The 16,814-nt window shown below is 66.7% G+C and carries 14 protein-coding genes; 11 read left to right on the top strand and 3 right to left on the bottom strand.

What is annotated here, in order from left to right; translation table 11 throughout:
* Positions 1-131: 131 nt before the first annotated feature.
* The 6 genes from GFY24_RS28835 to GFY24_RS28810 all read left to right on the top strand — a co-directional run bounded on the left by GFY24_RS28835 (position 132) and on the right by GFY24_RS28810 (position 8,551).
* On the top strand, positions 132-4,430 hold the full coding sequence (locus GFY24_RS28835; protein ID WP_153808263.1) for a sensor histidine kinase: 4,299 nt from the start codon (positions 132-134) through the stop codon (positions 4,428-4,430).
* Positions 4,427-4,840, top strand: a complete 414-nt coding sequence (locus tag GFY24_RS28830) for a roadblock/LC7 domain-containing protein (protein ID WP_029930951.1) — start codon at positions 4,427-4,429, stop codon at positions 4,838-4,840. Before GFY24_RS28835 ends, GFY24_RS28830 begins: the two co-directional genes overlap by 4 nt.
* A 7-nt stretch (positions 4,841-4,847) precedes the next feature.
* Entirely contained in the window at positions 4,848-5,222 is a 375-nt protein-coding gene (locus GFY24_RS28825) for a DUF742 domain-containing protein (RefSeq protein WP_067531005.1), read from the top strand.
* Positions 5,203-5,805, top strand: a complete 603-nt coding sequence (locus tag GFY24_RS28820) for an ATP/GTP-binding protein (protein ID WP_174562575.1) — start codon at positions 5,203-5,205, stop codon at positions 5,803-5,805. The genes GFY24_RS28825 and GFY24_RS28820 overlap by 20 nt, the downstream gene beginning before the upstream one ends.
* A 62-nt stretch (positions 5,806-5,867) precedes the next feature.
* On the top strand, positions 5,868-7,442 hold the full coding sequence (locus tag GFY24_RS28815; protein ID WP_375336118.1) for a carboxyl transferase domain-containing protein: 1,575 nt from the start codon (positions 5,868-5,870) through the stop codon (positions 7,440-7,442).
* 248 nt (positions 7,443-7,690) lie between these two features.
* Positions 7,691-8,551: an aldo/keto reductase gene (locus GFY24_RS28810; protein WP_153808261.1), complete on the top strand. Its 861-nt coding sequence runs from the start codon at positions 7,691-7,693 to the stop codon at positions 8,549-8,551.
* A gap of 60 nt (positions 8,552-8,611) precedes the next feature.
* Here the strand turns inward: GFY24_RS28810 and GFY24_RS28805 are convergent, their stop codons facing one another.
* Complete coding sequence (locus GFY24_RS28805; protein WP_153808260.1) at positions 8,612-9,238, bottom strand: TetR/AcrR family transcriptional regulator; 627 nt, start codon at positions 9,236-9,238, stop codon at positions 8,612-8,614.
* A gap of 87 nt (positions 9,239-9,325) precedes the next feature.
* Here GFY24_RS28805 and GFY24_RS28800 point away from each other — a divergent pair, with 87 nt between their 5' ends.
* The gene (locus GFY24_RS28800) at positions 9,326-10,312 is read left to right on the top strand and encodes an NAD-dependent epimerase/dehydratase family protein (RefSeq protein WP_153808259.1); all 987 of its coding nucleotides are present in this window, start codon (positions 9,326-9,328) and stop codon (positions 10,310-10,312) included.
* A gap of 3 nt (positions 10,313-10,315) precedes the next feature.
* On the opposite strand, the gene GFY24_RS28795 is transcribed toward GFY24_RS28800, so the two are convergent.
* On the bottom strand, positions 10,316-11,515 hold the full coding sequence (locus tag GFY24_RS28795) for an FAD-dependent oxidoreductase (protein ID WP_153808258.1): 1,200 nt from the start codon (positions 11,513-11,515) through the stop codon (positions 10,316-10,318).
* Between the two features lie 34 nt (positions 11,516-11,549).
* On the opposite strand from GFY24_RS28795, the gene GFY24_RS28790 reads away from it, so the two are divergent.
* The 4 genes from GFY24_RS28790 (at position 11,550) to GFY24_RS28775 (ending at position 16,180) form a co-directional block, all read left to right on the top strand.
* Positions 11,550-12,275, top strand: a complete 726-nt coding sequence (locus tag GFY24_RS28790) for an enoyl-CoA hydratase (protein WP_153808257.1) — start codon at positions 11,550-11,552, stop codon at positions 12,273-12,275.
* 41 nt (positions 12,276-12,316) lie between these two features.
* Positions 12,317-13,438 carry an MBL fold metallo-hydrolase gene (locus GFY24_RS28785; protein ID WP_228566734.1) on the top strand — a complete coding sequence of 374 codons (1,122 nt, stop codon included), beginning with the start codon at positions 12,317-12,319 and terminating at the stop codon, positions 13,436-13,438.
* Between the two features lie 39 nt (positions 13,439-13,477).
* Positions 13,478-13,777, top strand: coding sequence for an antitoxin (locus GFY24_RS43845; protein ID WP_153808313.1), 300 nt, complete (start codon positions 13,478-13,480; stop codon positions 13,775-13,777).
* Between the two features lie 129 nt (positions 13,778-13,906).
* Positions 13,907-16,180: an ATP-dependent DNA ligase gene (locus GFY24_RS28775; protein ID WP_153808255.1), complete on the top strand. Its 2,274-nt coding sequence runs from the start codon at positions 13,907-13,909 to the stop codon at positions 16,178-16,180.
* Here the strand turns inward: GFY24_RS28775 and GFY24_RS28770 are convergent.
* Positions 16,119-16,796 (bottom strand): YitT family protein, encoded by a 678-nt coding sequence (locus tag GFY24_RS28770; protein WP_153808254.1) that lies wholly within the window; start codon positions 16,794-16,796, stop codon positions 16,119-16,121. The genes GFY24_RS28775 and GFY24_RS28770 overlap by 62 nt on opposite strands.
* Positions 16,797-16,814 lie beyond the last annotated feature (18 nt).

The raw sequence follows: 16,814 nt of genomic DNA, 5'->3' as shown, positions 1-16,814 counted from the left end.
TTCGGCCGTCATGGACGCAATTTCTCGGCCAGCCGCAGTTCTCGGCCAGTTCCGTCTGTCGAGCCCAGCGTGCGATCGCGGAGGCTCGCTGATGGCGCGTGGCTTGGGCCAGTTTGGAAAGTGAGTGGGAGATGCGTGACGCCGCAAGGTCCGGCAGCAATAAGCGCTGGGCGCTGAGCAACTGGGACCTGCGATGGAAGGTGACGGCGGTACTCGCCGTCCCGCTTTTGGTCGCGGTCGTGCTCGGTGCGTCCAGGATCTCGGCGGAGTTCGCCGATGCGAGCCGCCTGTCGACCGCTGTCGATCATGTCGGGGTCATTCCCGCGATCACCGGCCTCAGTGCCAATTCCGCGCAGGTGGCCGGTGGCCAGATGGTCATGATCACCCCGACCCAGTCGCTGACCTCCGAACCGGAGTTGCAGGCGCTGCAGACCTCGATCGAATTCGCCGAGAAGGCCGCGGCCAGGGTCAGCGATATTCCGAGTGCGCGGGCCGCCCTGGACGACATGATCGCGGGTGCCAAGGCGATCAAGGCGCAGGGTCTGGCGCCCTCGAAACAGGTCAGCGACGCCACCACCGCCATCGAGAAGATCCGCGGAAACAGTGTCCGGACGGTCGAGACCATTGTGGCCTCGGTCGCTGACAAGACCGTGGACCAGTCCAAGCTGCGCTTGGTCGACGCGCTGAACACCCGCGCCATCATGATCGGTCAGATCGCCGGTCTCGCGGACGCACTGCGCGGCAATACCAAGGACGGCCTGCGCGACTTCACCATCAGTGCCAATACCGAGCGTCAGATGCTCGGCGTGCTCACCCATCGCTTCCCCGATGGCGACGCGTCGATCGCGGACCTGAATCGCCTCGTCGACACCCGCCTGCAATTGGCCACCGGCGCACAGGCCAGCTCCGGCCAATTGCCGATCGCCGATCTGAAGGATGCGCTCGCGCAGAGCCTCGGCATCTATCAAACGATCGTGAACAACTCCACCAAGGACATTGTGTCCCGGGTGGATTCGCTGGCGAACACCGCGCGCACCGATGCCATTCGCTACTCGGTGATCGTCATCGCCACCATCCTCGGCGCGCTCGCGCTGGCCGTGTTGATCGCGCGCGCGATGATCGTCCCGCTGCGCCGACTGCGCTTGGCCGCGCTCCGCGTCGCCGAATACGACCTGTCGCAGGAGGTCTCGCAGCTGCGCGAGGGCGCCGATCCGCAGGACGTACCGCTCGAGCCGATGCCGGTGCACACCTCCGAGGAGATCGGTCAGCTGGCGCGCGCCGTCGACGATATCCACGGGCAGGCATTGCGCCTGGCCGCCGATCAGGCGTCCATGCGTTCGCAGGTCAACGATATGTTCGAGACGCTGGCACGACGGTCGAAGTCGCTTGTCGATCATCAGCTCTCGCTCATCGAGGCGATGGAGTACGACGAGAAGGACCCGCGCCTGCTCGAAAACCTCTTCCGCCTGGACCATCTCGCCGCGCGTATGCGGCGTAACGGTGACAACCTGCTGATTCTGGCCGGTACCAAACAGCGTCGCACCAAATCGGCTCCGGTCGAGATCGCCGACGTGCTGCGGGCCGCCATCTCCGAGGTCGAGGACTACGAGCGCGTCAAGCTGGGTGCGACTCCCCGTGGCTCACTGACCGAACCGGCCGCCTCCGATATGGCGCACCTGTTCGCCGAGCTGCTCGATAACGCGCTGCGTGCCTCGCCGCCGGAGACGGACGTGAAGTTCACCTTCGCGCAGGCACACGATCAGGGTCTGCTCATCGAGGTCGCGGATCGCGGTATCGGTATGCCCCCGGCCGAAATGGCCGAGATCAACCGGCGTTTGGAGACCACGGCCGAGGTCGGTCCGGACACCGCGCGTCATATGGGTCTGTTCGTGGTCGGCCGCCTGGCCGAGCGCCACGGCCTGAGCGTTCGACTGCGCCCGACCTTCGATACCGCTCGCGATCCCGGCGTCACTGTGACGGTGCATGTGCCCAAGCCACTCATCGTGGCCGCGGGCGGAGCTATTTCGGTACCGCCGCAGGGCAATTCGCAGCAGCCGGGCCCGGCTCAGCAGCAGGGTGCGGGCAGCCAGGCCGGTGCGCCGTCGCCCATGCAGACCCGTGCGGTCACCCGCACCGCGACCGGCAATGTCATGGTCACGGTGGATCCCGGTGGGAGCGGGCCGATTCCGGCGGGGGCGCCCGGCGCGCCCGCTCCGGCCGCCGCCTCGGGTAGTGCCTCGACCGGTTTGCCGCAGCGCGCGCCCGGCACCGCTATTCCGGGCGGTCTGCCCGGTGCCGGCGGGTCCGCCGGTGGCGGGCTCGGTGGTGGTCTGCCGCAGCGTCAGCCGGGTGTGAACGGCCCGACCATGAAGCACTCCGTGGCCACGCCGTCGGTGGATAGACCGGGTGGCCTACCCCAGCGTGACCCCGGTGCGAACAGTCCGGCCGGGCCGGGCGCACAGCCGGGCGCGAATCTGCCGCAGCGGCAGCCAGGCGATGGTCCGGCGCGACCGGGTGGCGGTCTCGCCGCCAATATGCTTCGCCGCCAAGGCGGTCCGGGTGCACCGGGTGGAATGCCGCAGCGTCCGGGTGGCCCCGGAGCACCGGGTGGTCTCGGTAATTCGGGTGGTCCCGGTGGTCCCGGCAAGTCCGGTCTCGGCGGCCCCAACGGTCTCGGCCAGGGTGGTCCGGGTGAGTCCGGTCTGGCGCAGCGCGGTCCGGTACCGCCGCAGCGTGATGGTCTGGCTCCTCGGGATCCGTCGAACGGTCTGCCGCAGCGCGGCGGAGCGGATTCGTCCAATGGTTCGGCTCCCGGTGGTCTGCCGACGCGTCAGCCGGGTGCCAATGGCGCACCGGGTCGTGAGCCCAGCGTCGGCCTGCCGCCGCAGCGCTCCGCTCAGGGCGGGCTGCCTACTCGTGAACCGGGCCGGAACGGTGCGCCTTCGCGCGATGGTCTGCCGCAGCAAGCGCGGGGAGGCGGAGCGGGTGAGGCTGCTTCGGGTGGTCTTCCGCAACGGGATTCGGGTCCGACCAACCGGCCGCAGCCGCCGCAGCGCGGTGGAGCCGACTCCGCTTCGGGTGGTCTCCCACAGCGCGGGGCCGATGCCCTCTCGGGTGGTTTGCCGCAGCGTGATCCGTCCGCGGGTGGTCTGCCGCAGCGTGATCCCGCAGCGGGTGGTTTGCCGCAGCGTGATCCCGCAGCGGGTGGTTTGCCGCAGCAAGCGCGGGGAGGCGGAGCGGGTGGCGTGGACTCCGGTCCGGCGAACCGGCCGCAGCCACCGCAGCGTCCGGGCGCGGACTCGCTCTCGGGTGGTCTGACACAGCGTGATCCGGCCGCGGGCGGTCTGCCGCAGCGCGAGCCTGGTTCGACCGCTCTCCCGCAGCGGGATTCGGGTCCGACGAACCGTCCGCAGCGGGACCCCGCCGCCGGTGGTCTGCCGCAGCGCGATGCGTCCGGTGGGTTGCCGCAGCGTGATCAGTCTGGTGGTCTGCCGCAGCGTGATCAGTCTGGTGGTCTGCCGCAGCGTGATCCGGCCGCGGGTGGTCTGCCGCAGCGGGATACCGGTCGCCATGGTCTGCCGAAGCGGGATGCTGGGTTGCCGCAGCGGGATTCCGCCGCCGGTGGTCTGCCGACTCGTGAGCCGGGCTCGAATGGTTTGCCGCAGCAAGCGCGGGGTGGCGGAGCGGATGCCGGCAATGGTTTGCCGCAGCGTGGTGGAGCCGATCAAGCCGGTGGTGGTCTGCCGCGTCGTGCGCCCGGTGGCAATGGCACACCGCAGCAGGAAGCCGCGTTCGGTGGTTTGCCGCAGCGGGCTCCCGGTGGTCTCCCGCAACGGGATTCGACCGGTGGTTTGCCGCAGCGCGAGGGTGCTCCCGGTCTTCCGCAGCGGGCTCCCAGTGGTCTGCCGCAGCGTGATCCGGGTGCGGGCTTGCCGCAGCGGCCGGCTCCGCTGCCGGGTCTCGGTCTGACACAGGGTGATTCAGGTGATCCGAAGGATCGCGGCCGGCACAGCTTCCGTTCGAATCCGCAGAAGGCGGCCTCGTTCTTCCAGACCCGGTTGCAACCGGCCGGTGAGTCCGAGCCGTCGACGGGTACGCCGATCTTCGCTGAGATGATGTCGGCGTGGCTGTCCGACCCGAGTGCCGAGCGATCCCAGGTGGACTCGTCCTTCGAGTCACCGGGTGATGAGGGTTGGCAGGCCGCGCAGCGCGCCATCGAGGCGGAACCGCAGCGGCGTACCGCGGTGGGTCTGCCGCAGCGTGATCCGGGTAACCGGCTCGTGCCGGGCGGTGTGAACGGAAATGCTGACAAGGCGGCTCATCGCGACCCAGAATCCATCAGGTCGAGTCTGAGTCGGCATCAGCAGGGTGTCCGGGATGGCCGTGCGATGAAAGAAATGAACCTAACCGGAGATAAAGGAGACCGATGAACCCCGATCTAGGTGGTACGAAGCGTCAGCTGGATTGGCTGGTTTCGAATTTCGCCAATGAGGTTCCGGGCGTTGCGCATGCGGTTCTGGTTTCGGCGGATGGTCTGCTGATGGCCGCGAGCGCGCAGCTGCCCGTGGATCGCGCCGAGCAGCTGTCGGCTGTCACCGCAGGCCTCGCGAGCCTGTCGGTGGGCGTGTCGAATCTGTTCGAGGGCGGCACCGTGCTGCAGTCGGTGGTCGAGATGGAGCATGGCTATTTGCTCCTGATGGCCGTCGGCGACGGTTCCTACCTCGCGGTGCTCACGAATACCTCATGTGACATCGGACAGGTTGGATACGAAATGGCGTTGTTGGTCGAGCGAGTTGGCCAGACAGTCCAGGCCACACCTCGCGTCACGATGGGTTCCTGATGGCGGGATGGACATAGACAACGAACGCGTCGGTAGCGCCGAGCCGAGCCTCGTCCGCCCGTATTCACTGACTGCCGGTCGTACCCGGCCGAAGGTGGAATTGGCGTTGGAGGCGCTCGTCGCATCGCATCCGGTCGCCCTCGAGCGGCAGTTCGAACTCACCAACATCGAGACGTCAATCGTGGAGTTGTGCAGAGAATCGCCGTCTGTCGCCGAGGTCGCCGCGCGCCTGGGTATCCCGATCGGGGTTGCCCGGGTGCTGGTCGCTGATCTGATCGAAGCCGGCCATGTACGGGTTTCGGCGACATTGAAAGACGATTCCAGCGACGATGAACGTCGCGAGCTGATCGAAAGGGTTCTCAGTGGACTCCGGCGTATTTGATTCGACGACACAGGTCGATACGCGCACCAGCAAGCCCACGTCGGCCAAGATCGTTGTGGCCGGTGGCTTCGGTGTGGGTAAGACGACCCTGGTAGGTGCCGTCTCGGAGATCGTTCCGCTGCGCACCGAAGCTCTGGTGACCAATGCCAGTGTGGGCGTGGACTCCCTCACGGGTGTTCCGTCCAAGGCCACCACCACGGTGGCGATGGACTTCGGCCGTATCAGCCTGGCCGATGATCTGGTGCTCTATCTGTTCGGCACGCCCGGCCAGTACCGCTTCTGGTTCATGTGGGACGACCTGATCCGCGGCGCCATCGGCGCGGTGGTGCTGGTCGACACTCGCCGCCTGGAGGACAGTTTCGCCGCCGTCGATTACTTCGAGGCCCGGAACCTACCCTTCCTGGTGGCGATCAATGAATTCGATGATGCGCCAAGGTATCCGGTGGAGGACATTCGTCAGGCGCTCGCGGTGCCCGCCGATGTCCCGATCCTGTCGATGGACGCTCGTCGCCGGGAACCGGTGAAGCAGGCGCTGGTCGCTGTCACCGAGTACGCGCTGCGCAAGGTCGTGCAGGGCTACTAGCAATACGACGCGGCCCTCGACGTTGCCCGCAGCAATGTCGGGGTCCGGTTATGCTCGCGCGCGTGAAGATCTCGGCGCGGGATTTGCTCGGCGAATTGCTCGATCCCGGTTCCTTCGAGAGCTGGGATCGACCGCCGGTCGCTGTGGCGACCTCCGCTGCCTATCGGGCGGAGTTGGATACGGCCGAGCTGGTGGCCGGTACCGATGAATCGGTGCTGACCGGTGTGGGGCTCTTGCGCGGGCGGCGGGTGGCCGTGATCGCGTGCGAATTCGCTTTTCTCGCAGGGTCTGTCGGGGTGGCGGCGGCCGAGCGGATTGTCTCGGCGGTGCAGCGGGCAACCGAATCGGGCCTGCCGCTACTGGCCTCGCCGACCTCGGGTGGTACCCGAATGCAAGAGGGCACAGTGGCTTTCGTGCAGATGGTGAAGATCGCGGGTGCGATCGCGGTGCACCGGTCCGCCGGGTTTCCGTATCTGGTGTATCTCCGCGATCCGACCATGGGTGGCGTCTTTGCCTCGTGGGGATCGTTGGGGCACATGACATTCGCCGAACCCGGCGCGCTGATCGGATTCCTGGGACCGCGTGTCTACAAGGCGCTGTACGGGCGCAGCTTCCCCGAAGGGGTGCAGACCGCGGAAAATCTGTACCACAATGGCGTGATCGACGGCGTGGTGCCGGTCTCGGTGTTCCGCCGGATCGCGCACCGAGCCTTGAACGTGCTGTGTGACGGCCCGCAGCCGCTGCCCGAATTCGATGGCAGCACACGCGATTTCGACAGCGGTGTCGGGATTCTGCAGTCCGGGCACGAATTGCGCGGCCCGGCCCTGCAGGTGGGTGACAATGTGCCGGCCTGGCAGTCGGTGCTGATCTCCCGGCGGGGTGACCGCCCCGGCATTCGTGAACTGCTCCGCCACGCCACGGACCGAGTTCCCTTGTCCGGCACCGGACAAGGTGAAGCGGACCGCACGGTCGTGCACGCCCTGGTCCGCCTGCGCGGTCAGCCCTGCGTGCTGTTCGGCCATGATCGCGCAGGTCAGTCGCCGGAGCAGACCATGGGTCCGGCCGCCCTGCGCGAGGCCCGCCGCGCCATGCACCTGGCCGCCGAACTGCATGTGCCGCTGGTCCTGGTGATAGACACCATCGGCGCATCGCTGTCCCGGGAGGCGGAGGAGCGGGGGCTCGCCCCCGAAATCGCCCGCTGCATAGCGGATCTCGTCACGCTCGACACCCCGACGGTCTCGGTTCTGCTCGGTCAGGGCAGCGGCGGCGGCGCACTCGCCCTGCTCCCCGCCGACCGGGTGCTGGCCGCCGCCAATGGCTGGCTCGCTCCATTGCCGCCCGAGGGTGCGAGCGCGATCGTCTACCGCGATACCCTGCATGCTTCGAAAATGGCGGCGGCGCAGGGTATTCGCGCGACCGAGCTGAAGGCGAACGGCATAGTCGACGGTATCGTCCCCGAATACCCGGACGCGGCGGACGAACCCGTGGATTTCGCCTTGCGTATGGTCGCCGCCATTGCCGCCGAGGTAGCCGAGCTCACCGCCGCACCCCTGGATGAGCTCCGTTCGGTGCGTCACAACCGCTACCGCCGCCTGGGTCTGCCGCCCGAATCACCGCGCCCAACTGGCGGACCGTAGCGAAATAGATGAAAATGCTTGCGGCGTAATGCGATTGCTTCGCGAGGTCTGATCGCGGAGGTTTCCGTGCGCCGAACTGCTCGTCTCGTCACGATCGGAGCGGTCGCGGCCGCGGCGTTGACCACCGGCGCCGCGGCCGGCTCGGCCGATTCCTGGTCGCTGATAGTTGGCCCGCTCACATTCGGTGATCGGGGCTGACACGCGCGGGCGCGTGGTTGACGCCCGGGTGTGCCGCTCCTACGGTCGGAATGGTGACTTACCGGAGCGAGACCAGCGCAGTTCCCGCGATCGTCCTCAATGACGGCCATGTGATGCCAAAGCTCGGCTTCGGCGTGTTCAAGGTCGAGGCGGGGAACACGGTCGACACCGTGGCTGCCGCACTACAGGTCGGGTACCGGAGCATCGATACTGCGGCCGTCTACGGCAATGAGGCGGAGGTGGGCCGGGCCATCGCGGATTCCGGTCTGCCGCGCGATGAACTCTTCATCACCACCAAACTGTGGAATCGCAACCAGGGCTACGACTCCACCCTGCGCGCCTTCGACGAGAGCATGAAGCGCCTGGAACTGGATGTGCTGGACCTCTATCTGATTCACTGGCCGATTGCCGACTCCGGTTTGTACGTCGACACCTTCCGCGCCCTGCAAGCTCTCAAGGCTCAAGGCCGAGTCACCTCGATCGGCGTCTCCAACTTCACCCGCGCCCACCTGGAGCGCGTAATCGCGGAGACCGGAGAAACCCCCACGGTCAACCAGGTCGAGCTGCACCCCTACCTCGCCCAGCACGACCTACGCGCCTTCCACACCGAGCACGGCATCATCACCGAAGCCTGGAGCCCCCTGGGCCGCGGCGCGGAACTCGAAGACCCGGTAATCCTCTCCATCGCCACCGACCAGGTCCGCACCCCCGCCCAGGTCCTGCTGCGCTGGCACATGCAACTGGGCAACGTAGCCATCCCCAAATCGGTAACCCCCACCCGCATCACCGAAAACTTCGAGATCTTCGACTTCGAACTGACCCCCGACCAGATGTCGCGAATCACCGCCCTGGACAAGGGAACCCGCATAGGCCCCGATCCCGACCAGTTCCAGGTCGACGTCCCCGCCTAACTCCGAAACCCTCGACGCCTCTCCGCGGGGCGTCGCGCGTCGACCAGGAACTGATGGTCGCTAGGCCTCCGGCCGGCGGCTGTTGATCATTTCGGTGAAGAGGCGGGTGACGCGGTCGGAGAGTTCGGCCGCGGTGGTTCCCATTTGGGCGGAGCGTAATTCGAGTTTGCCGTCGACGGTGAGGGAGGCGAGGCCGTGGGCCAGGCTCCAGAGGGCGACCGCCAGGGTGTCGATGTCCTCGGAGGGGAGGGCGTCGGTACTGGTGGCTTCGGCTATGGCTGCTTCGAGTACCGCGTAGGCGGCATCGCCGGCTGAAGACGCGTCCGGGTGTTTGTCCGCTTCGTAGAGTTCGGGCCGGAACATGAGCCGGAAGTAGGCTGGGTTGTCGCGGGCGAATCGCACGTAGCCGACGCCCATTCCGATGAGGGCCTCGCGTGGGTTGGCGGCTTGGTCCCGGGCTGAAATCATTTGTGCGCCAAGCTGTTCGAACCCGCGTGCGGAGAGGGCGGCGAGTAGTGCGGCGCGGTCGGTGAAGTGGTGGTAGGGCGCGCCGGGGCTGACCCCGGCTTCGCGGGCGACGCGTCGGAGGCTGACCGCGGTCAATCCCTCGGTTTCGATGAGTCGCAGCGAGGCGCGCAGCAACTCCTCGCGGAGGTCTCCGTGGTGGTAGCGGTCCTTGGTCGGCATGGGATGAGCGTAAGGGGTTGACTTGGGCGCGCCCTTGAATCTATACATTGTTTAGATTCTAAACACTGCTCAGATTGGAGTCGGCTCATGTCGGATCTCGTTCTCGTCACCGGTGCCTCGGGCTATCTCGCCGGCCATATCATCGACGAATTGCAAGGTCAGGGGTATCGGCTGCGCGGCACGGTGCGATCGACGGCCAAGGCCGCGGAGCTCACCCAGCTGACCGGAGTCGAATTCGTGCAGGCCGACCTCGACTCGGATGCGGGCTGGGCCGAAGCCGTCGCGGGCTGCCGATTCGTACTGCACACCGCCTCCCCTTTTCCGGTCGCCGAACCCGAGCACGCCGACGAGCTGGTCCGCCCCGCCGTCGACGGCGCACTGCGAGTGCTGCGTGCCGCGGCGGCCGCCGGGGTGGAGCGGGTGGTGCTGACCTCCTCGGTCGCCGCGGTCATGATCGGCAATCAGGAGCACCGTAATACCGAGGCCGATTGGTCGGATGTCAACGCCTGCAACGCTTATGAAAAGAGCAAGACCCTGGCCGAGCGCGCCGCATGGGATTTCGCGGCCGTGCATCCGGAACTCGAACTGTCCGTGATCAATCCGGGCATGATTCTGGGTCCGATCCAGCGCGCGGCCTGCAATACCTCGGTCGATGCCGTACGTTTGCTGTTGGCCCGGGAGATGCCCGGTGTCCCCGACTTCGGTTTCGCTGTGGTCGACGTCCGCGACGTAGCGATCGCGCACCGCCTCGCCATGGAACTGCCGCGGGCCGCGGGCAATCGCTACATCTGTGCGGGAGACCAGGTTTCGCTGCCCGAGATGGCCCGAATCCTCGCCGATTCCTACCGTGTCCCGACTCGCGTACTCCCGAACTGGCTGGTCCGCGTGGCCGCCCGTTTCAATCCGGCCGCCCGCACCGCCGCGCGCTACCTCGGCCGCACCGAAAACGTCAGCTCCACCAAGGCCGCCGATGACCTGGGCTGGACCATGCGCCCCGTCCGGCAGTCCCTGCTCGACACCGCCGCCAGCCTGATCCGCTTCGGTATCGTCCCGAATCCGGGAGCCACCTCGTAGGGATCAATCCGTTTGCAGCCCCAGATATTTGGTGAGTTCCACCGCGGCGGCTCGGCCCGCGCGATTGGCGCCGATGGTGCTCGCGGAGGGCCCGTAGCCGATCAGATGAATACGCGGGTCCGACGCCACCTGGGTGGCGAGTTGCCCGGTCATGGTGATGCCCCCGCCGGGCCCGCGCAGGCGCAGTGGAGCCAGATGATCGAGGGAGCTGCGGAATCCGGTCGCCCAGAGAATGACGTCGGCCTCCTCGAATGTGCCGTCGGCCCAGCGGATTCCATTGGGTTCAATGTGATCGAACATCGGGTGGCGGTCCAGCACACCGCGGGCGCGGGCGGCGCGGACGCGATCGTCTTCGGGCAGCCCGGTCACGGAGACGACCGAGCCGGGCGGGAGGCCGCGGCGGACGCGGTCCTCGACCATGGCCACGGCCGCGCGTCCGGCGTCGGGACCAAATTGGGTGTCGCGGAAGACAGGTTCGCGGCGGGTGACCCAGGTGGTACCGGTTACCCGCGAAATCTCGTCCAGCAGTTGGATTGCGGTGATACCGCCGCCGACCACGACCACATGTTTCCCCGCGAATTCGGCGGCGGTCCGATAGTCGTGTGCGTGCAGTTGCCGTCCGGCAAAGCTGTCGGCTCCGCGATAGAACGGAATGAAGGGCTTATCCCAGGTTCCGGTGGCATTGATGAGCCCGCGGGTGCGAATACCGCTGTCCACGACCGGTTCAACGACCGACCGGTCCGCGTAGCCGAGGCTCATCGGCCGCACCTCCGCATGCAACAACCCGTCCACCTCCGCATCCGGACAGGTCGCCGCCGTAGCCCGATCGCACACCACGCTCACCGATACCGGCCGATGCACCCGCAGATCGAATCGCTTCTCGTACAACTCGAAGTAATGCGGTACCGCCGTGGCCGCCTGCGCGTTCTCCGACCCCTCCGGCAGTGTCGCCGCAAAGGACATACCGGGCAGATCGTGCACCCGGTTCACTGTGCTCAATGTCAAAGAGGGCCAGCGGAACTGCCACGCCCCACCCGCGCCCGGCGCGTGATCGACAATCAGAAAGTCCTGTTCGGGCCGTAATCCGAGCCTGCGCAGGTGGTACCCGACCGATAATCCGGCCTGGCCCGCACCGATCACCAGGATGTCGACATCGGGTGTTGCTGTCACGGACCCGACGGTACGCCCGCTTACAGTGAACATGTCCATGGGTACGTAGCACAGTGGGGAAGGACAAATGCTCGGAGTAAGTCGCGATGGGGACGTCGTCACCATCGAATTGCAGCGTCCAGAACGGCGGAACGCGCTCAACGAGGAACTCGTGAGGCTGTTGCGCGACGCGATCGAGGAGGCCGCACGGTCGGCTCGGGTGATCGTGCTGACCGGTGCGGGCCCACTGTTCAGCGCGGGCGCGGATCTGGATGGGGTGTATTCGGACAGTTTCCTGAGCGCACTGCTGGGCATGCTGCGCAGCATCGAGACCGCCCCGGTGCCGGTGATCTCCGCCATCAACGGCGGTGCACTCGGCGCGGGCGTGCAAATGGCCATCGCCTCGGACCTGCGGGTGATGAGCCCGGATTCGTTCATTGCCATTCCGGCCGCGAAACTCGGTATCTCCGTGGATCGTTGGACGGTGCGGCGACTATCCTCGCTGATCGGTCCGGGTCCGGCCCGCACCATTCTGCTGGGTGCGGAGCGGGTGTCCGTGGAGGATGCCTACAACTTCGGCTTCGCCAATAAGATCGGCACGCTCGCCGACGCGCAGATGTGGGCCAAACAGATCGCCGAACTCGCGCCGCTGTCACTGCGGCATATGAAGCTGGTCTTCAATGACGACGGCACCCGCGGTGACGATACCGCCGAACAGCGGGCCGCCCTGGCCGCCGCCTGGGCCAGCGATGACGCGCAGGAAGCGCGCGCGGCCCGGGCGGAGAAGCGCACCGCGAGGTTCCTGGGTCGATGAACGGCGAGCGCGTGGGCGCGAATGCGCGGAGACTGGCTGGTATGGCTGCGGGTGCGTTCGGAATCTCCTGGGTGGTGCGGGCGGCATGGGGTATCCCCAAGGCCATCGGCGCGTCGATCACTGCGATCGCGCCCACCGCGACCGGGGCGACAACCTATCGGAACAACCAATTCCACAACACCGAACCGAGTTCACAGCTCACCGGTTCCGGGCTGGAGTTGCTGTATCAGCTTCTGACACAAAGCAATACGGGTAGGCCGCCGGGGCGGATCCCGCTCGAGACGCCCGTCGTACCGGAGCAGCCCGCCGATCTCGCGGTCACCTGGTATGGGCATGCCAGCTGCCTGGTCGAGGTGGATGGCTACCGGGTGCTCACCGATCCGGTATGGAGTGAACGGGTTTCGCCGTCGTCGCTGGTCGGTCCGGCGCGGCTGCATCCGGTGCCCACACCCTTGGAAGCATTGCCGCGGGTGGACGCGGTGCTCATCTCGCACGACCACTACGACCATTTGGACCGCGACACCGTCGAGGCGCTGGTGCAAACCCAGGACGCGGTCTTCATCGTGCCCATCGGCATCGGCGCGCACCTGCGGCACTGGGATGTGCCCACCGAGCGCATTGTCGAATTGGATTGGGGCTCTTCGGTTTCCCTCTCCGAAGTGGAGCGCGCGCACGCCGACGGTACCGATCTGGTCATCACCTGCTCCGAGGCCAGGCACTTCTCCGGTCGCGGTCTGGTGCGCAACACCACGCTGTGGGCGTCCTGGTCCATCGCCGGTCCGACCCGCCGGGTCTACTTCGGCGGCGATACCGGGTACACCAAGGCGTTCGCGGAGGCGGGCGCGCGGCTGGGCCCCTTCGATCTGACTCTCCTTCCCATCGGCGCCTACGACCGGCACTGGCCGGACGTGCATATGAATCCTGAGGAGGCGGTGCGCGCACACGCCGATCTGTGTGTCGGCGATCCCGGATACGGGGTTTTGGTTCCCATTCATTGGGCAACCTTCAATCTGGCCTTCCACGGCTGGTCGGAGCCGGTTCGCCGGATGGTCGCGGCGGCTCGCGACGCGGAGACCACGGTCGCCGTGCCCAAGCCGGGACAGCGGATCGACCCGATTGGGCTCCCATCAGGGGATACGTGGTGGGAAGATGTGCGCGAATGACCGAAGACCCAGAGTGAAGGAGCAGGGACTGTGAGTCTGATGGACACGCTCAAGGGACTGGTCGGCAAGGGCAAGGAAGTGGCGGCCCAGAACGCCGAGAAGATCGAGAGCGCGGTCGACAAGGCCGGCGGTGTGATCAATGACAAGACCGGGGGAAAGTACTCCTCGCAGATCGGCAAGGGTGCGGCGGCGGTGAAGAACGCCATTCCGATCGATGCTCCGGCGGAGGCGGCCACCCCGCCCGCCGCCGAGCCCGCACCGGCCGAAGCCGCGGCTGAACCCGCACCGGAACCGGCTCCGGCTCCGGAACCCGCGCCGGGGGATCAGCCGCCCGCGTAGTTCCGACAGGTCGATGCGGGCCGTTCGGCTCCGGTGCCTATCGCGCCGGTGACCCGAACGGCCCGTTTGCTTTTGGTGCGAGGTCGCCGGATGCCGGGGATTGTCGGCATCCGGCTCTAGACTGCTGTGATGGGATCCCGGCGGGATTTCGGGGGTATCGAGGTTGGGCTCACCAACCTCGACAAGGTGCTGTATCCGGCCACGGGTACCACCAAGGGGCAGGTGATCGACTATTTCACCGCGATAGCCCCGGCGCTGCTACCGCATATCGCACTGCGGCCGGTCACCCGTAAACGCTGGCCCAATGGGGTGGAGGCGGGGTCGTTCTTCGAGAAGAATCTGGCCGAGCACGCGCCGAAATGGCTGGTTCGGCGCACCATTGAACACTCGGATCGGCCGGTGGTGTATCCGCTCATCGACTCGGTGGCGGGTATGGCCTGGCTTGGTCAGCAGGCCGCACTGGAATTGCATGTGCCGCAATGGCGTTTCGACGGGGCCGAGCGCGGGCCGATCACACGGCTGGTCTTCGATCTCGATCCCGGGCCGGGCGCGGGTCTGGCGCAGTGCGCGGAGGTGGCGCTGATACTGCGCGATGTGGTGCGCGAAGTGGGCCTCGATGCGTATCCGGTGACCAGTGGTTCCAAGGGGATTCACGTCTATGTGCCCCTGGACCGGGAGATCGGGCCGACCGGTGCGTCCGCCGTCGCCAAACAGGTGGCGACGAATCTGCAACAGCTGCGGCCGGAGTTGGTGACGGCGAATATGGCCAAGTCCGAGCGCGACGGGAAGGTGCTGCTGGACTGGAGCCAGAACAATATGGCCAAGACGACCATCGCGCCGTACTCGCTGCGCGGGCGGGCCGAACCGTGGGTGGCGGCGCCGCGTGGCTGGGAGGAGATCGAACAGCGGAAGAAGTTGCGGCACTTGCGGTTCGAAGAGGTACTGCGGCGTTTCCAGGAGAGTGGGGATCTGCTCGCCGGGCTGGATGAGCCGCTCGCATCGGGGCAGTCCGCGGACAAGTTGCAGACCTATCGCTCCATGCGTGACGCGGAGCGCACGCCCGAACCGGTGCCCGCCGCGCCGCCCGCACCGTCCGATGGGAATCGCTATGTGATTCAACAGCATCGAGCGCGCAGGCTGCATTGGGACGTGCGACTCGAACGCGATGGGGTGCTGGTGTCCTGGGCCGTTCCGAAGGGTCCACCCATCGACACCCATGAGAATCGGCTGGCGGTGCACACCGAGGATCATCCCCTCGAATATCTGGAGTTCCACGGCTCGATTCCCAAGGGGGAGTACGGGGCCGGGGAGATGGATATCTGGGATACCGGGACGTACGAGACCGAGAAGTGGCGGGACGACGAGGTCATCGTCCGATTGCGCGGTGAGCGGCTGGACGGGCGGTACGCGCTGATCCAGACGAATGGGAATCAGTGGCTCATGCACCTGATGAAGGATCAGGCCGACCATGGCGCGGAAACCCATGGCGCGCACCAGGATTCCCGGCCGCGTGCACAGGTGCCGCTACCGCACGGACTCACCCCGATGCTCGCCACCCAGGGTGATGTCACGACCCTCGATGCCGAACACTGGGCCTTCGAAACCAAATGGGACGGCTTCCGGCTGCTCGTCGAAGTCGACGGTGGTGCGGTGATTCTGCGCAGCCGCACCGGGCACGTGGTCACCGCCCGCTATCCCGGATTGGCGGTGCTCGGCAGCGAATTATCCGGCCACCGGGTGCTTTTGGATGGTGAGGCGGTGGTCTTCGACGATCACGGTGTGGCGAATCTCGGGCTGTTGCGCGCCGATCCGCGACGCGCGGTCTTCGTGGCCTTCGATGTACTGCATCTGGACGGCACCTCGCTGGTGCGCAAACGCTATGCGGATCGTCGTCTGGTGCTGGAGGCACTCGCGAAACAGGCTCCGTCCCTGCTGGTTCCGCCGCACCTGGCCGGTTCGGGTGCGCAAGCACTGCGCGAGAGTCAGGATCGAGGGACCGAGGGTGTGGTCGCCAAGCGGCGCGATGCCGTTTACCTGCCGGGTAAGCGCGGGCAATCCTGGATCAAGACCCGGAATTGGCGCACGCTACCGGTGGTCATCGGCGGGTTCCGGCGTTCGGAGAATCGGCAATTCGCCTCGCTGCTGGTGGGTGCGTGGCACGAAGGCGAGCTGTACTACCTCGGCCGGGTCGGCACCGGATTCAGCGAACGGGAGATGAGCGAGCTGGCCGCCCAGCTCGATCGCCTCGAGCGCAAGAACAGCCCGTTCGCCAATGAACTCAGCGCCGAGGAGCGCAAGGAGGCCGCCTGGGTGAGCCCGAAGCTCACCGGCACGGTGCGTTTCATGAACTGGACAGAGGCTGGGCGACTATGGCATCCGGCCTGGATTCCGGACTCCGACTGAGAGTTTCGTCCCGGGTGCCGTGCACATCCCGGAAGCCGGGGAGGTAGCGGTCGACGTAGGGGATGAGTACGTGGATCAGTGGCCCGATGCCGAAGGCGTACACCAGTGTGCCGACGCCGACGCTGCCGCCGAGTATCCAGCCGACCGCCAGCACGGTGACCTCCAGGCTGGTGCGTACCATCCAGACCGGTCGCCCGGTCCGCCGAACCAGTCCAGTCATCAGGCCATCGCGCGGTCCCGGCCCCATTCCGGCGCCGATGTACAGCACACTGGCCACCGCATTGAGCAGCACCGCCGCCACCATGGCCCCGATCCGCAGCGGTAACCCGTCGAGCTGCGGCAGCACATTCAGCCCCACATCGACAGCAATGCTGATCACCACCACATTGCTGATCGTCCCCAGTCCCGGCTTCTGCCGCAACGGAATCCACGCCAGCAGCACCACCGCACCGGTTATCGCCACCACCGTCCCGAAGCTCACCGACACATTCCCGGCCACTCCCTGATGAAAAACATCCCAGGGATCCAACCCGAGCGCCGCCCGCAGCATGACCGCCATGGACCACCCGTACAACCACAACCCGACATAGAGGGCGACCAACCTGCGAACCAACATTTCCCCATACTCCAGCCC

The sequence above is a fragment of the Nocardia sp. SYP-A9097 genome (assembly GCF_009649815.1).
In the GTDB taxonomy this organism is placed as follows: domain Bacteria; phylum Actinomycetota; class Actinomycetes; order Mycobacteriales; family Mycobacteriaceae; genus Nocardia.
The sequence above is the reverse complement of the archived record's forward strand: the minus strand, read 5'-3'. Positions and strand labels throughout refer to the sequence as shown.

Coding starts and splice junctions, on each gene's coding strand:
- GFY24_RS28785 (WP_228566734.1), top strand. CDS start 12,317: ATGGCTGCGGGTGCGTTCGGAATCTCCTGGGTGGTGCGGGCGGCATGG.
- GFY24_RS28810 (WP_153808261.1), top strand. CDS start 7,691: ATGGTGACTTACCGGAGCGAGACCAGCGCAGTTCCCGCGATCGTCCTC.
- GFY24_RS43845 (WP_153808313.1), top strand. CDS start 13,478: ATGGACACGCTCAAGGGACTGGTCGGCAAGGGCAAGGAAGTGGCGGCC.
- GFY24_RS28825 (WP_067531005.1), top strand. CDS start 4,848: ATGGACATAGACAACGAACGCGTCGGTAGCGCCGAGCCGAGCCTCGTC.
- GFY24_RS28830 (WP_029930951.1), top strand. CDS start 4,427: ATGAACCCCGATCTAGGTGGTACGAAGCGTCAGCTGGATTGGCTGGTT.
- GFY24_RS28800 (WP_153808259.1), top strand. CDS start 9,326: ATGTCGGATCTCGTTCTCGTCACCGGTGCCTCGGGCTATCTCGCCGGC.
- GFY24_RS28775 (WP_153808255.1), top strand. CDS start 13,907: ATGGGATCCCGGCGGGATTTCGGGGGTATCGAGGTTGGGCTCACCAAC.
- GFY24_RS28770 (WP_153808254.1), bottom strand. CDS start 16,796: ATGTTGGTTCGCAGGTTGGTCGCCCTCTATGTCGGGTTGTGGTTGTAC.
- GFY24_RS28835 (WP_153808263.1), top strand. CDS start 132: ATGCGTGACGCCGCAAGGTCCGGCAGCAATAAGCGCTGGGCGCTGAGC.
- GFY24_RS28790 (WP_153808257.1), top strand. CDS start 11,550: ATGCTCGGAGTAAGTCGCGATGGGGACGTCGTCACCATCGAATTGCAG.
- GFY24_RS28795 (WP_153808258.1), bottom strand. CDS start 11,515: ATGTTCACTGTAAGCGGGCGTACCGTCGGGTCCGTGACAGCAACACCC.
- GFY24_RS28805 (WP_153808260.1), bottom strand. CDS start 9,238: ATGCCGACCAAGGACCGCTACCACCACGGAGACCTCCGCGAGGAGTTG.